General features: G+C 67.7%; 14 protein-coding genes. 10 read left to right on the top strand and 4 right to left on the bottom strand.

What is annotated here, in order from left to right; translation table 11 throughout:
• Nucleotides 1-90 precede the first annotated feature (90 nt).
• The 5 genes from mptB (at nt 91) to QP996_RS07495 (ending at nt 5,443) form a co-directional block, all read left to right on the top strand.
• Nucleotides 91-1,803 (top strand): polyprenol phosphomannose-dependent alpha 1,6 mannosyltransferase MptB, encoded by a 1,713-nt coding sequence (mptB, locus tag QP996_RS07515; RefSeq protein ID WP_284872002.1) that lies wholly within the window; start codon nt 91-93, stop codon nt 1,801-1,803.
• Nucleotides 1,796-2,722, top strand: coding sequence for an ABC transporter ATP-binding protein (locus QP996_RS07510; RefSeq protein WP_284872001.1), 927 nt, complete (start codon nt 1,796-1,798; stop codon nt 2,720-2,722). The genes mptB and QP996_RS07510 overlap by 8 nt, the downstream gene beginning before the upstream one ends.
• Nucleotides 2,722-3,486, top strand: coding sequence for an ABC transporter permease (locus tag QP996_RS07505; protein WP_284872000.1), 765 nt, complete (start codon nt 2,722-2,724; stop codon nt 3,484-3,486). The genes QP996_RS07510 and QP996_RS07505 overlap by 1 nt, the downstream gene beginning before the upstream one ends.
• A gap of 135 nt (nt 3,487-3,621) precedes the next feature.
• Entirely contained in the window at nt 3,622-4,485 is an 864-nt protein-coding gene (locus QP996_RS07500; RefSeq protein ID WP_284872043.1) for a COX15/CtaA family protein, read from the top strand.
• 1 nt (nt 4,486) lies between these two features.
• Nucleotides 4,487-5,443, top strand: a complete 957-nt coding sequence (locus QP996_RS07495; RefSeq protein ID WP_284871999.1) for a quinone oxidoreductase family protein — start codon at nt 4,487-4,489, stop codon at nt 5,441-5,443.
• Here the strand turns inward: QP996_RS07495 and QP996_RS07490 are convergent.
• Nucleotides 5,440-6,357, bottom strand: a complete 918-nt coding sequence (locus QP996_RS07490; protein ID WP_284871998.1) for a heme o synthase — start codon at nt 6,355-6,357, stop codon at nt 5,440-5,442. The two genes, QP996_RS07495 and QP996_RS07490, sit on opposite strands and share 4 nt — an antisense overlap.
• 156 nt (nt 6,358-6,513) lie before the next feature.
• Here QP996_RS07490 and tkt point away from each other — a divergent pair, with 156 nt between their 5' ends.
• The 5 genes from tkt to pgl are packed head-to-tail and all read left to right on the top strand — an operon-like array spanning nt 6,514 to nt 12,960.
• Nucleotides 6,514-8,685, top strand: coding sequence for a transketolase (tkt, locus tag QP996_RS07485; protein WP_284871997.1), 2,172 nt, complete (start codon nt 6,514-6,516; stop codon nt 8,683-8,685).
• 23 nt (nt 8,686-8,708) lie between these two features.
• Nucleotides 8,709-9,800 (top strand): transaldolase, encoded by a 1,092-nt coding sequence (gene tal / locus QP996_RS07480; RefSeq protein ID WP_284871996.1) that lies wholly within the window; start codon nt 8,709-8,711, stop codon nt 9,798-9,800.
• A gap of 1 nt (nt 9,801) precedes the next feature.
• Complete coding sequence (gene zwf / locus QP996_RS07475; RefSeq protein WP_284871995.1) at nt 9,802-11,340, top strand: glucose-6-phosphate dehydrogenase; 1,539 nt, start codon at nt 9,802-9,804, stop codon at nt 11,338-11,340.
• Between the two features lie 17 nt (nt 11,341-11,357).
• Entirely contained in the window at nt 11,358-12,287 is a 930-nt protein-coding gene (locus tag QP996_RS07470; RefSeq protein ID WP_284871994.1) for a glucose-6-phosphate dehydrogenase assembly protein OpcA, read from the top strand.
• Nucleotides 12,277-12,960, top strand: coding sequence for a 6-phosphogluconolactonase (pgl, locus tag QP996_RS07465; RefSeq protein ID WP_284871993.1), 684 nt, complete (start codon nt 12,277-12,279; stop codon nt 12,958-12,960). Before QP996_RS07470 ends, pgl begins: the two co-directional genes overlap by 11 nt.
• A gap of 12 nt (nt 12,961-12,972) precedes the next feature.
• On the opposite strand, the gene secG is transcribed toward pgl, so the two are convergent.
• The 3 genes from secG to QP996_RS07450 form a co-directional block, all read right to left on the bottom strand.
• Complete coding sequence (gene secG / locus QP996_RS07460) at nt 12,973-13,209, bottom strand: preprotein translocase subunit SecG (protein ID WP_070473991.1); 237 nt, start codon at nt 13,207-13,209, stop codon at nt 12,973-12,975.
• A gap of 81 nt (nt 13,210-13,290) precedes the next feature.
• Nucleotides 13,291-14,064, bottom strand: a complete 774-nt coding sequence (gene tpiA, locus QP996_RS07455; protein ID WP_194559309.1) for a triose-phosphate isomerase — start codon at nt 14,062-14,064, stop codon at nt 13,291-13,293.
• Between the two features lie 14 nt (nt 14,065-14,078).
• Nucleotides 14,079-15,290, bottom strand: a complete 1,212-nt coding sequence (locus tag QP996_RS07450; protein WP_284871992.1) for a phosphoglycerate kinase — start codon at nt 15,288-15,290, stop codon at nt 14,079-14,081.
• Nucleotides 15,291-15,351: the final 61 nt, after the last annotated feature.

The following is a 15,351-nucleotide window of genomic DNA, read 5'->3' as shown; positions in this document are numbered from 1 at the left end:
GTCGCTGCCTTTTCACAACACTAGTGTGTTGTAAATATTCCCGCCGCACCGGGTGGGCGCGTGTCGGGGCGCGCCTTAGACTGTTCAACCGTGACTGCACCCGACCGCCCGGAGGGCTCCCAACGCCCACGCCGCGCCCCGCGCGTGAGCGTGGCCAGCGAGCTGCCCCGCATCGGCCGGCCCGGGTCCCGCTCGACGCTGCTGCACGACCCGGCCGCGCCTCCGGAGAGCGCACCCACGAGCGCGACGGTGCGAGCCCGCGAGCGCGCCCGGTTCGCGGCGCTGCGCTGGGTGGGTGCCGCCGGGGCGTGCCTGATCGCGTTCGCGGGCATCGGCGGCGGCGCGCTGCCGGTGGTGGACAACCCGTGGCAGAACTTCCCCTTCGGCGCGGAGATGGGCCGCATGATGCTCGCCTCCAACGCGCTCGTGCTCATCGGCGTCGGCGTGCTGGTGGCGGCGTGGCTGGCCATGGCGCCGTTCGTCGGGGCGTCGCCGGGCGCGGCGCGTGGGGCGCGGGTGAGCAACCCGGAGATGCTGCGCACCTTCATCGCGTGGGTGCTCCCGCTTATCGCCACCGCGCCGCTGTTCACCCAAGACATCTACTCCTACTTAGCTAACGGCAGCATCGTGCGCCAGGGGCTCGACCCGTACTCCTCCGGCCCCGTGGAGATTCTCGGCGTGGAGCACCACCTGGCCCGTTCGGTGCCGTTCATTTGGGCGCACTCCCCTAGCCCGTACGGACCGGTTGCGCTCGGCACAGCGGCGGTGATCTCGCACATCACGGGCGACTCGATCTTTTGGGGCGTGCTCGCCCACCGCGCCGTGGCGGTCGCTGGCATTCTCGCCGCGGCCTGGGCAGTGCTCGCGCTGGCAAAGCGCTGCGGCGTGACCGGCCCCGCCGCCCTGTGGCTGGGCATCCTCAACCCACTGACGGTGCTGCACATGGTGGGCGGCATCCACAATGAGTCCATCATGATGGGCCTGCTGCTCGTAGGCCTCGAGGTGGGACTGCGCGGCATCGACCGGCTCGAATTCAACCGCCGCTCCGGTTGGGCGCTGCTCGCCGCCTCGGCGGCCCTGATCAGCTGCGCCGGCATGGTGAAGGTGATCGGATTTTTGGCCCTCGGTTTCACCGGCATGTCGCTCGCCCGGCACCTGCGCACCCGGCCGCAACGCCAGCGCAGCGGGCCCCGCGCCATCGCCACCTCTGCCGCCCTGCACGCGACCATGCTCGTGGCCACCGCTGTCGCGGTCTCACTAGTCTCCGGCATTGGTCTGGGCTGGGTCACCGGCCAGGGCGGCGCCGCTCAGATCCGCAGCTGGTTGTCCCTGACCACCGATATCGGCGTCGCTGGGGGGTTCCTCGGCATGAACTTGGGCCTCGGCGACCACACGGACGCGATGCTCAGCGTGACCCGCTGGGCGGGGCTGACCGTCGCCGCCGCGTTCGCGGTGCGCATGCTGTGGGCCACCTACCGCGGCACCATCCACCCCGTCGGCGGGCTCGGCGTTTCCACTTTCGTCCTAGTCGTGCTGTTTCCGGTCGTGCACCCCTGGTACCCGCTGTGGGCCGTGCTTCCGCTCGCTGCGTGGGCGAACCGCTTCGCCTTCCGCGCATCGGTGGCCGGGTACTCGGCGTTGGTGAGCTTCCTCGTCCTCCCGCGCGGGCTCCGTCTCCAGGCGGGTGCCGTCGCCACGATCTACGGCTCCGCCATCGTCAGCTTCATCCTGCTGGCGGCGGGCGTGGCACTGGTGCTTCGGGTGCTGCGGCGCAGGCGGTCTACACTCATCACCCATGAGTGATCACGCGCTGGTCGTCGAAAGCGTTGTCAAGCGATTCGGCGAGAAAACGGCGGTTGACGGGCTCTCTTTCACAGCGCGGCGCGGCGAGCTGCTGGCGCTTCTGGGCCCCAACGGCGCCGGCAAAACCACCACCATCGAGATGTGCGAAGGCTTTACCAAGCCCACCTCCGGGTCGATCCGGGTGCTCGGCATCGACCCGGTCGCTCAGCCGCAGAAGGTGCGCGACCGCATCGGCATCATGCTCCAGGGCGGCGGCTCCTACGCCGGCGTGTCCGTGGTGGAGATGCTCAACCTGGCCGCCAGCTACAACAAAAACCCCCACGACCCGCAGTGGCTCATGGAGCTGGTGGGGCTGGAAGGCGCAGCCAAGACCACCTACCGCCGACTGTCGGGCGGCCAGCAGCAGCGACTATCGCTGGCGCTGGCGCTGATCGGCCGACCGGAACTGATCTTCTTGGACGAGCCCACCGCGGGCCTGGACGCCCAGTCACGGATGGCGGTGTGGGACATCATCTCCGCACTCAAGCGCGACGGGGTGAGCGTCCTGCTCACCACCCACCTCATGGACGAGGCCGAAAGCCTCGCAGACGACGTCGTCATCATCGACCACGGCAAGGTCGTCGCCCAGGGCTCCCCGGAGGAGCTGACCAGCCACGAGGAGTTTCCGCTGCTCGCTGTCGAGACGGCGGAGGCGCTTGACGTGCACAGGCTTAACGACGAGCTCACGCCCGCCGGCCTCACCGTCGAGGAAGTCCGGCCCCGCAGTTACCGGATCAAGGGTACGGGCTCGCCGGAGGTCGTCGAGAAGCTGGCGCGCGAGGCCGCACGCCAAGGAGTGCTGATACGCGAGCTGAGCGTGTCCCACCGCAACCTAGAGGACGTGTTTTTGGACATCACAGGAAGGGAGCTGAGGAGCTAATGGAAAAGCTTACCCCCGGCATTTTCGCCCCGGCGCCGCAGCGGGCGTCCTTCGGCCGGATGGCCGCGGCCCAGGGTCGCATCGAGGCGAAGCTGATGCTGCGCCACGGTGAGCAGCTCCTGGTCAACGTACTGATCCCGGCGGCGATCCTGCTTGCCGCGCACTTCGCGCCGATCCTGGGCGAGAACACTGAGCCCGACGTGCTGGTGCCCATGGTTTTCGCTGTGGCCGCCACCGGTGCGGGTTTTACCGGCCAGGCCATCGCCGTCGCCTTCGACCGCCGCTACGGGGCCTTAAAGCGCACCGGCGCGTCCGGCGTGCCGCCCTGGACCATCATCGTGGGCAAGATCCTCGGTGTGCTGGCCACCGTGGTGGTGCAGCTCGTGGTGCTCGGAGCCATCGCGCTGGCGCTGGGGTGGCGCGTAACCCCCGCCGGCGCCGCGTTCGGGCTGGCCACCCTCCTCGTCGGCGTCGCCGCGTTCACCGCGATGGGGCTGCTGATGGGCGGCACCCTGCGCGCCGAGCTGGTGCTGGCGCTTGCGAACCTGATCTGGCTGGTGCTCATGGGCATCCTCGGCTGGGTGGGCTACTCCGGCGACATCGCGCACGCCGGGTGGTGGAACGCGGTGCCCACCGTGGCACTGGCCGGCGCCCTGGTGCAAGCACTGTCGTTGCAGGTCAACTGGGTGGCGTGGGCCTCGCTCGCCGCCTGGGGGGTAGCCGCGATGACCGCCGCCGTGCGCCTGTTCCGCTTTGACGGCTAGGCGCGATACACTCACCACGATCAACATCGTCCGAAAGTTGGAGAAACAGTGACCGCAACCACAGCTGATACCCGCCCGAGTTCCTGGAGGGATGCCTGGCGCGACCCGTCGCTGAAGCTACAGCGCACCCTCGCGATGGTGCTGCTTTTGTGCCAGGGCGGCATCACCGTCACCGGCTCCCTGGTTCGCGTGACCGGCTCCGGCCTCGGCTGCGACACGTGGCCGCTGTGCCACGAGGGCTCGCTCGTGCCGGTCGCCGGCGCGGCCCCCTGGATCCACCAAGCCATCGAGTTCGGCAACCGCCTCCTCGCCTTCGTGGTTGCCGCGGCCGCCGGCCTCGTGCTGTTCGCTGTGATCCGCGCCGGTCGCCACAAAGACATCAAAACGCTGGCCTGGATTTCCCTGCTGGGCGTGGTCGTGCAGGCCGTCATCGGCGGCATCTCCGTGCGGCTGGACCTGCGCTGGTGGTCCGTGGCGGTGCACTTCCTGCCGTCGATGGTGCTGGTGTTCGTCGCCGCGGTGCTGTATATGCGCATCGCCGAAACCGACACAGCGGTGCCTACCCGCCGCTACCCCGGTTCCGCGCAGACGTGGACGCTCATCGCCGCGGCGGCGCTGTGCCTCGTGCTCATCACCGGCACTATGGTCACCGGCTCGGGCCCCCACTCCGGCGACGCCGGCGTGGGCATGGAGGGCCGCCTCGAGATGGATACGCGTGTGCTCGCTTACGTGCACTCGGTGTGCATGTACCTCTACCTCATCGCCACCGTCATCACCGCGGTGCTGCTGCGCAACTCGGGCGCGCCGGAGGACGCCAAACGCACGGTGTACGTGCTCATCGCGATGATCCTGGTGCAGTGGGCCATCGGCGTGATTCAGTTCCGCATGGGGGTTCCGCGCTGGACAATCCCGGCGCATATCGCCATGTCGTCGGTCGTGGTTGCATTTAGCGGGTTCCTTTTTGCACATGGGAAGCGCAGGTTGCCTACGCTCGTGTGACATGAAAGCAATCGTTGTCACATCCCACGGCGGCCCGGAAGTCCTCGAGTACAAGGACGTCGAGCCGCCACAGCCGTCTGAGGGGCAGTTGCTTGTCGACGTCACGTACGCCGGCATCAACTACATCGACACCTACTTCCGCTCCGGAACCTACCCCTCTAACCCGCCGTATATCCCCGGCACCGAGGGCTGCGGCCGCGTGGTGGAAGATCCCCTGGGCGAGATCGCACCCGGCACCCTGGTGGCCTGGCATGCCGCCCCCGGCTCCTATGCGGAACAGGTGGCGGTAGACCGCAACCGCCTGGTCGCCGTGCCGGAGGGCGTGGCACCTGAGGTGGCGGCCTCGATGCTGCTGCAGGGCATGACCTCGCACTACCTGCTCCACGGCGTGCGCGAGACGAAGCCGGGCGACACCATGGTTGTCACCGCCGGCGCCGGCGGCGTGGGGCTGATCCTGACCCAGATGGCGGCCGCCGAGGAGGCGACCGTGTACTCGGTGGTCTCCACCGACGAGAAAGAACAGCTCGCCTACGAGGCGGGCGCGACCAAGGTGTTCCGCTACAGCGAGGACCTGGCCGAGCAGATCAAGGCGGAAAACGGCGGCGGCGTGGACGTGGTCTACGACGGCGTCGGGCAGGACACCTTCGAGATGTGCCTAAACGTCACCCGCCCGCGCGGGCTGGTGTGCTCGTTCGGCTCTGCCTCCGGCGACGTCGAGCCGTTCAAAATCCAGGAGCTCAACGCCCACGGCGCGCTGTTTCTCACCCGCCCGTCGCTGAAGCACTACGTGGCCACCGACGACGAGTTCCTTATGCGCGCCCAGGCCGTCGCCCGGGCGGTTGAAGAGGGCACGGTAAAGATCCGCATCCACCCGCCCTATGAGCTGAAAAACGCCCGCCAGGCCCACGAGGACCTGCAGGCGCGCAAAACCACCGGCTCGGTTGTGCTGAAGGTTTAGAACAGCAGCTGGCCGACGGTCTCCCAGCCGAGCACCGCGTCGAAGGACAGGCCCAGAAACAGCGCGGCGAGGTAGTTGTTGGAGAGGATGAACAGCTTCAGTGGCTTGACGTTCTCGCCGCGCACAATGCCCTGGTGCAGCTTGGTCGCCATGACCAGAAACGCCACGCCCGAGATGATCGCGGCTGCCAGGTAGATCCAGGACGCGGCCGGCACCAGCAGTAGGGAAACGGCCACGGTGAGCCAGGAGTAGATCACGATCTGGCGCGAGGTCTCCTCGGCGGAGGCCACCACCGGCAGCATAGGCACGTTGGCGCGGGCGTAGTCGTCCTTGTACTTCATGGCCAGCGCCCAGGTGTGCGGCGGGGTCCAGAAGAAGATGATCAAAAACAGGACAATGGCCTGCCACCAGTTGTCGGCGGAGCCGTCGTGGACGTTGTCGCGGATCACGGCCCAGCCCACCATCACGGGCATGCAGCCGGCGGCGCCGCCCCAGATGACGTTTTGCCAGGTGCGGCGCTTCAGCCACTTCGTGTAGACGAAGATGTAGAAGAAGTTGGTCAAAAGGATGAAAAACGCCGCCAGCCAGGAGTTGCACAGCACCCCGAGCCACAGCACGGACAGCACCAGCATGACCCAGGCGAACACCGCCGCCTTCTGCTTGGTCACCGAGTGGCGCACCAGCGGGCGGGCGCGGGTGCGGCCCATCTTCTGGTCGATGTCATAGTCCGCGACCATGTTGAAGGTGTTCGCGGCCGCCGCCCCCATCCAACCGCCGAGCAGCGTGCCCAGCACGAGCCAGAGGTGCACCTCGCCGCGGTGCGCCTGCAGCATCGCGGGAATCGCGGCAACCAAGAGAAGTTCAATGACCCTCGGCTTCGTCAACGCGAAATATGCCTTGATGGTCTCCAACAACTCTCTCCTTTTTGTACCGCCGATATGCGCGGGCAATCATACCTTCGGACGATGGTAGCCCCAACCAGAGCGAGGGGACGAATCGAGGAACGGGTGGGACCGGAGGCGTCGATAAGCGATATGCTTTTGGGCGACCTTAAAGAAAGCGAGGAACCCATGACGCTGCCCCCGAAACTGCAGGCAATGACCGAGCGCAACTACCCGCAGGACTGGACCGAGACCGACACCCGCGCCGTTGACACGGCCAGGGTGCTCGCCGCGGACGCGGTGGAGAATTGCGGCTCCGGCCACCCCGGCACCGCCATGAGCCTCGCGCCGCTGGCCTACACCCTGTTCCAGCGCGTGATGGACGTGGACCCGTCCGACAAGGACTGGGTGGGCCGCGACCGCTTCGTGCTGTCCAACGGCCACTCCTCGCTCACGCAGTACGTGCAGCTCTACCTCGGCGGCTTCGGGCTGGAGCTGCAGGACTTGAAGGACCTGCGCACCTGGGGCTCGAAGACCCCGGGCCACCCGGAGTACAACCACACCGACCACATCGAGATCACCACCGGCCCGCTCGGCCAAGGCCTCGCCTCAGCAGTGGGCATGGCAATGGCTTCTCGACGTGAGCGTGGCCTGTTCGACCCCGACGCCCCCGCCGGCGAGTCCCCCTTCGACCACTTTATCTACGTCGTGGCCGGCGACGGCTGCCTGCAGGAGGGCGTGACCTCCGAGGCGTCCTCGCTCGCCGGCACCCAGCAGCTGGGCAACCTCATCCTCTTCTGGGACGACAACCGCATCTCCATCGAGGACGACACCCAGATCGCATTCACTGAGGACGTGCTCAAGCGTTACGACGCCTACGGCTGGCAGACCCTCACCGTCGAATCCGGCGAGGACGTCGCCGCCATCGAGGCCGCCGTGGCCGAGGCGAAGGCGGAGCCGACCAAGCCGACGATCATCCGCGTCAAGACCGTGATCGGCTACCCGGCCCCGAACCTGATGAACACCGGCGCCATCCACGGCGCGGCACTCGGCGCGGACGAGGTCGCCGCGGTCAAGGAGGCGCTCGACTTCGACCCGGCCGTGCACTTCCCCGAAGAGGACGAGGTCATTGCCCACACGCGCAAGCTGCGCGATCGCGCGGCAGAGAAGCGCGCTGCCTGGGACGAGAAGTTCAACGCCTGGGCCGAGGCGAACCCGGAGCGCAAGGCGCTGCTGGACCGCCTGACCTCCCGCGAGCTGCCCGCCGACTGGGCCAAGGACTTCCCCACCTGGGAGCCGGACGCGAAGGGTGTGGCCACCCGCAAGGCCTCCGCATCCGCGATCCAGGCCGCCGCAGCCGCGCTGCCCGAGCTGTGGGGCGGCTCCGCCGACCTGGCCGGGTCCAACAACACCCTGATCGAGGGTGCGAAGTCCTTCGGCCCGCGCTCCATTTCCACCGAGATGTTCTCCGCCGACCCCTACGGTCGCAACCTGCACTTCGGCATCCGCGAGCACGCCATGGGCGCGGTGATGAACGGCATCGCGCTGCACGGCGGCACACGCGTCTACGGCGGCACCTTCCTCATCTTCTCCGAGTACCTCTACCCCGCCATCCGCGTGGCCGCCCTGTCCGGCATTGACGGCTATTACGTGTTCACCCACGACTCCATCGGGCTCGGCGAGGACGGCCCGACCCACCAGCCGGTGGAGACCCTCGCTGCGCTGCGCGCCATCCCGGACGTCGCCGTGATCCGCCCGGCCGACGCGAACGAGACCTCCGCAGCCTGGATCGCCGCGCTCGAGGCGAAGGAGCAGCCGAAGGCGCTGGCGCTGTCCCGCCAGAACCTGCCGGTGCTGGAGGGCACCAAGGAGAAGGCTTTCGAGGGCGTGGCCCGTGGCGCCTACGTGCTGGTCGAGGAATCCGCGGACACACCGGAGCTGATCCTCATGGCCTCCGGCTCCGAGGTGCAGTACGCCGTCGAGGCCGCCAAGGTCCTCGAGTCCGAAGGCACCGCAACGCGCGTGGTGTCCGTGCCGTCCATGGACTGGTTCATGGAGCAAGACGACGCCTACATCGATGCCGTGCTGCCGCGCGACGTCAAAGCCCGCGTCTCCGTCGAGGCCGCGACCTCGATGCCGTGGTTCCGCTTCCTCGGCGAGTACGGCCGCGCCGTCTCCCTGGAGCACTTCGGCGCCTCCGCCCCCGGCGCCGAACTGTTCGAACGCTTCGGCTTCACCACCGATAACGTCGTGCGCACCGCCCGCGAGACCCTCGAGTGCGTGCGCGAAGAGCGCAGCGTGGCCACGAGCGTGCGCGTCGGCGACACCGAGTCCGAGCCGACCCGAGGCGACGGGCGCTAGGTTCGCACAGGAAGGAATACAACATGACCGCAATCGACGATCTCTACCAGGCCGGAACCTCCACCTGGCTCGACGACCTGTCGCGCGAGCGCATCGCCACCGGCAACCTGGACGAAGTGAAGCAGGCGAAATCCATCGTCGGCGTGACCACCAACCCCGCGATCTTTGCGGCAGCGATGGGCTCCGGCACCCACTACGACGAGCAGCTCGCCGAACTGAAGCAAGCTGGCACCACCGCCGACGCGGCCGTCTACGCGATGAGCGTCAAGGACGTCCAGGACGCCTGCGACCTCTTCCGCGACACCTTTGATGCCACCGGCGGCAAGGACGGGCGCGTCTCCATCGAGGTGGACCCGCGCTTCGCCGCTGACGAGCAAAAGACCATCGCCCAGGCCCGCGAGCTGTGGCAGCTGGTGGACCGCGACAACCTCATGATCAAGATCCCGGCGACTGACGAGTCGCTGCCCGCCGTCACCGCGGCGTTGGCCGAGGGCATCTCCGTCAACGTCACCCTGATCTTCTCCGTGGAGCGCTACAAGCAGGTCATCGACGCTTACAAGGAAGGTATCCGCAAGGCCGCCGCCGCAGGCCACGATGTCAGCCGCATCCACTCCGTGGCGTCCTTCTTCGTCTCCCGCATGGACACCGAGGTGGACAAGCGACTCGAGGCCATCGGCACCGAGGAGGCGCTGGCGCTGCGCGGCAAGGCTGGCATCGCCAACGCGCGGCTGGCGTATGCGCTGTTTGAGCGTGAGTTTGGCGGAGCTGACGTCGAGAAGCTTCCTGCGAACGCGAATGCCCAGCGCCCCCTGTGGGCGTCGACCGGTGTGAAGAACCCGGACTACCCGGCGACGATGTACGTCACCGAGCTCGCCGGCCCGCAAACCGTGAACACGATGCCGGAGAAGACGCTCGACGCCGTGCTTCGCAACGGCGGCGTGCACGGCGACACCCTCACCGGCACCGAAGCCGCCTCCCGCGAGACCTTCGCGGCGCTGCGCGGCGTGGGCATCGACCTCGACGACGTGGTCGCCGTACTGGAGCGCGAAGGCGTGGAGAAGTTCGTGGACGCGTGGCAGGAGCTGCTCGATTCCATGACTGCTAGGCTCGCCTAACGTGACTTCACCGCATCAGCAGTGGACCAACCCGCTGCGCTCTGACGCCGACAAACGCCTCCCCCAGATCGCCGGCCCCTCCGGCATGGTGATCTTCGGGGTCACCGGCGACCTCGCCCGCAAGAAGCTGCTCCCGGCGGTCTACGACCTGGCCAACCGCGGCCTTTTGCCAGGCGGGTTCACGCTGGTCGGCTACGGGCGGCGAGACTGGTCCAAGGCCGACTTCGAGGCGTACGTGCGCAAGGCTGTCGACGACGGAGCGCGCACCGAGTTCCACGAGAACGTGTGGCAGCGCCTCGCCGAGGGCCTCGAATTTGTGCAGGGCAACTTCGACGACGACGCCGCCTTCGACCGGCTTGCCGCCACCTGCAAACGCAGCGACGACGAGCGCGGCACCGCCGGCAACTGGGCCTACTACCTGTCCGTGCCGCCGGAGTTTTTCGCCGAGGTGGTCCACCAGCTGGACCGCTCCGGCATGGCGCACGCCGGTGAGAACCAGTGGCGCCGGGTGATCATTGAAAAACCGTTCGGCCACGACCTCGAGTCCGCGAAGGAGCTCAACGAGGTCGTCGGCGCAGTGTTCGACGAGCGGTCCGTGTTCCGCATCGACCACTACCTAGGCAAGGAAACAGTGCAGAACATTTTGGCGCTGCGCTTTTCCAACCAGATGTTTGAGCCGGTGTGGAACTCCCACTACATCGACCACGTGCAGATCACCATGGCCGAGGACATCGGCCTGGGCGGGCGCGCCAGCTACTACGACGGCATCGGCGCCGCCCGCGACGTGATCCAGAACCACCTGATCCAGCTGCTCGCCCTGGTGGCCATGGAGGAGCCGACCTCGTTCTCCCCCGGCCAGCTACGCGCCGAGAAGCTCAAGGTCCTGCGCGCCACCTCGGCGGTGGGTCCCTTCGGCAAAACCACCGCCCGCGGCCAGTACACCGCCGGCTGGCAGGGCTCCAAGAAAGTCGTTGGCCTGCGCGGGGAGGAAGGTTTCGACCCGAACTCCACCACCGAGACGTTCGCGGCCTGCACCCTGCAGATCGATTCGCGCCGCTGGGCCGGGGTGCCGTTCTACCTACGCACCGGCAAGCGGCTGGGCAGGCGCGTCACCGAGATCGCCCTGGTGTTCAAGCGCCCGCCGTACCAGCCGTTCTCCCAGGGCCAGACCGACCTTCTGACCAACAACGCGGTGGTCATCCGCGTCCAGCCCGACGAGGGCGTGCTCATGCGCTTCGGCTCCAAGGTCCCCGGCCCCGGCATGGAGCTGCGCGACGTGAACATGGACTTCTCCTACTCCGAGGCGTTCACGGAGCAGTCCCCGGAGGCCTACGAACGCCTCATCCTGGACGCGCTTTTGGACGAGTCCAGCCTGTTTCCCACCAACTCCGAGGTGGAGCGCAGTTGGGAGATCCTGGACCCGGTGCTGAATTACTGGGCCGAGCAGGGCAGCCCCGACGACTACGCTGCCGGCACCTGGGGGCCGGCCTCCGCCGAGCGCATGCTGTCCATGGATGGCCGCGCTTGGCGGCGTCCATAAGCAAGAAAGGCTCGAGCATGATCACCGAACTGCCGGATACCACCACCAAGGCCATCGCCGCCGAGCTCTCCCACGCGCGCGAGCGCCACTCCCTGGCCACCGGGCGCGTGCTCACCCTGCTTGTGGCCATCGACGACGCGCGTGACGACAGCATCGACGACACACTTGCGACCCTGCGCGACGCCTCCTTCGAGCACCCCGCCCGCGTGCTGGTGCTCATCTCGGGCGACCCGGAGGCCGAAACCCGCCTCGACGCGCAGGTGCTGGTGGCCACCGACGCCGGCGCCTCCGAGGTCGTGGTCATGCGCCTCTACGGCGAGCTGACTGGCCACATGGGCGCCGTGGTCACCCCGCTGCTGCTGCCGGACACCCCCGTGGTGGCATGCTGGCCGCAAAAGGCCCCGAAGCACCCCGCGGGCACGCAGCTGGGCCGGATCGCGCAGCGCCGCATCACCAACCTGCGCCGCGGCACAAACGGGGTGACCCTCCAGCAGCTCACGGAGGGCTACGAGCACGGCGATTCGGACATGATGTGGTCGCGGATCACCCCGTGGCGCGGCATCGTCGCCTCCGCCCTGGACCGCCACCCCGGCACGCGCATCCACAGCGCGGAGATCGCGGGCGCCGCCGGGGACCCGAGCGTGGATCTCGCCGCGGGCTGGCTCGCCTCCAGCCTCGGCGTTGATGTGACCCGCTGCGAAGGCGAGGCGGCCGGCGACTTCCCCATCGCCCGCCTGGTGCTGCACTGCGACGACGGCGACGTGGAGGTCGCGGTCCAGGACAGCCACACCGTGCGCATCTCCGCGCCCGGCAACGCCGATTCCTTTGTGGCCATGGGCGAGCGCACCGAAGCGGAGAGCCTCGCCGAGGACCTGCGCCACCTCGGCCCCGACACCACCTACGAGCGCGCGCTGCGCGGACTTCAAGGAGTACACAATGAGCTTTAACGATCTTGCATCGCTTCTCGACGCCGCAACGTCTCGGTTTACCACCCTCATGTCCGACATCCGCGGCGAAGGACGCACCGCACGCGTGGTGCTCACCGGCGGCACCGCCGGCATCGCGTTGCTGGAGCGCCTGGCCGACGAAGACATCGACTGGTCGTGCGTCGAGGTCTTCTTCGGAGACGAGCGCAACGTGCCCGCGGACCACCCCGACTCCAACGAGGGCCAGGCGCGCACGGCGCTGCTGTCCAAGGTGGACATCCCAGAGGAAAACATCTACGGCTACGGCCTCGACGGCGGCCCGATGGACGCCGCGGTAAAGCGCTACCGCCACCTCGTCGGCGAGGGCGGCTTCGACCTCCACCTATTGGGCATGGGCGCCGAGGGCCACATCAACTCGCTGTTCCCCCACACCGACGCGGTGCGCGAGCGCGACGCCATGGTGGTGACGGTGACGGATTCGCCGAAGCCGCCAGCCGAGCGCGCCACCCTGACCCTGCCGGCGGTGCAGTCCGCCGACCGGGTGTGGCTGCTGGTTTCCGGCGCCGAGAAGGCGGAGGCGGCCAGCCACGCCTCCGACGGTGCCGAGGCCGCCGACGACTGGCCCGTCGCCGGCGCCATCGGGCGCAAAGAAACGGTCCTGTTCGCCACGAAGGACGCAACAGGACCGTTCTAGTTCAGCGGGCGCTTAGACCGCGTAGGTCTGAATTAGGTTCAGGCCGATGATGCAGAGGATCCAGATCAGGGCCAGCAGCACGGTGACGCGGTCGAGGTTCTTCTCCACCGTCGTCGAACCGGACAGGTTGGCCTGGACGCCGCCGCCAAAGAGGCTGGACAGGCCGCCGCCCTTGCCCTTGTGGAGCAGGACGAAGACGGTCATGAGGATCGCGGCGATCACCAGCACAATCTCAAGGGCTAAAGCCATGTGTGCGACACCTTTCAAAATGGGCGATGGTGCAAACTCCCGATGAGCTTACACCACCGCTAAGACGAACCCAGCAGCGACTTACATCACCGCGTTGGCGGCCGCCGCGGCGAGCTTGGCAAAGTCCTGCCCGTCCAGGGAGGCGCCGCCGACCAGGCCGCCGTCCACGTCCGGCTGCGAGATGATCTCGGCCACCGTGTCGGCCTTGACGGAGCCGCCGTAGAGGATGCGGATCGCGTCGGCGACGGAGTCGTCGCTAAGCTCGCGCACCAGCTCGCGGATGCCGTGGCAGACCTCCTGGGCATCCTCTGCCGAGGCGACCTTGCCGGTGCCGATCGCCCAGACCGGCTCGTAGGCGATGACCGCCTTGGACAGGTCGACGCCGGCGAGCGACTCGCGCGCCTGCTGGACCACATAAGAGACGTGCTCGCCCGCCTCGCGCACCTCGAGCGGCTCGCCCACGCAGACGATCGGTGCGATGCCGTGCTCGATGGCCTTGGCGGCCTTCGCCGCGACCTGCTCGTTGGTCTCGCCGTGGTACTCGCGGCGCTCCGAGTGGCCGACGACCACCCAGGAGCACCCCAGCTTCTCCAGCATGGACGCGGAGATGTCGCCGGTGTAGGCGCCGTTGTCGTGCTCGGAGACGTCCTGGGCGCCGTAGGTGATCTTGAGCTTGTCGCCCTCCACCAGGGTCTGGATGGAGCGCAGGTCCGTGAACGGGACCGTTAGCGCGATGTCGACGTACTCGTAGCCGTCCTTCGGAAACGCGAAGGCGAGCTTCTGGGCGCTCTGGATGGCCTCGAGGTGGTCGTGGTTCATCTTCCAGTTGCCCGCGATAAGTGGCGTGCGTGCCATGGGTAGCAAACCTCCTAGTTCAGTACGGAAACGCCCGGCAGTTCCTTGCCCTCGATGAGCTCGAGGGAGGCGCCGCCGCCGGTGGAGATGTGGGAAAAGCCGTCCTCGTCAAGACCGAGGGTGCGCACCGACGCCGCGGAGTCGCCGCCGCCGACCACGGTGAAGGAGCCGTTCTCCTTCGTCGCCGCGATCATTGCCTCGGCGACGGCCTTGGTGCCGTCGGCGAAGTTCGGGAACTCGAACACGCCCATCGGTCCGTTCCAGAACACCGTCTTGGAGTCCTTGATAGCCTCGGCGTAGTTCTCGGCGGTCTCCGGTCCGATGTCCAGGCCCATCCAGCCCTCCGGGATCTCGTCCAGGCCGACGATCTTCTTCTCGGTGTCCTTGTCAAACTCCGCACCGGCGGCGACGTCCACCGGCAGCAGCAGCTTGTCGCCGAAGCGCTCGATGAGCTCCTTGCAGGTATCCACCATGTCCTCTTGCAGCAGCGACTTCTGCACGTTGTGGCCCTGGGCGGCGAGGAAGGTGTAGCACATGCCGCCGCCGATGATGATCTTGTCGGCCTTTTCCGCCAGCGCCTCAATCACGCCGAGCTTATCGGAGACCTTGGAGCCGCCCAGCACCACCACGTACGGATTTTCCGGGTTGTCCTTCACGGAAGAAAGGGTCTCTACCTCCTTGTCCACGAGGTAGCCGGCGTAGGCCGGGAGCTTCTTGGCCACGTCGTATACGGAGGCCTGCGCGCGGTGCACCACGCCGAAGCCGTCGGATACGAACGCGCCGTCGTCGGCGGCCAAGGCGGCGAGTTCCTCGGCGAACGCGGCGCGCTCCGCCTCGTCCTTGGAGGTCTCGCGCGCGTCGAAGCGGACGTTTTCGAGCAGGAGAATCTCACCCTCGGTCAGGCCGTTGGCGCGCTCGTGGGCGTCCTCGCCAGAGACGTCACCGGCGAGCGGGACGAACTGGCCGAGTCGCTCGGACAGCGCCTCCGCCACCGGGGCGAGGGAGAACTTCGGGTTGACCTCCCCTTTCGGGCGGCCCAGGTGCGCCATGACGATCACCTTCGCGCCGCCGTCAAGCAGCGCCTTCAGGGTGGGCAGAGAGGCGTCGATGCGGCCGGCGTCGGTGATGTTGCCGTCGTCATCCAGGGGCACGTTGAAGTCGGACCGCACCAGGACATGGCGGCCGTCCACACCTTCGTCGAGAAGCTGCTGCAAGTTCTTGGTCATAGGTATCTCCTTTGCTCTGTAGACACTCACCATCGTATGAAAAACGGGCCCGCCGCGCCGG

This window comes from Corynebacterium sp. MSK008 (assembly GCF_030232585.1).
GTDB lineage: Bacteria > Actinomycetota > Actinomycetes > Mycobacteriales > Mycobacteriaceae > Corynebacterium.
This window is presented reverse-complemented; position numbering and strand designations above follow the sequence as displayed.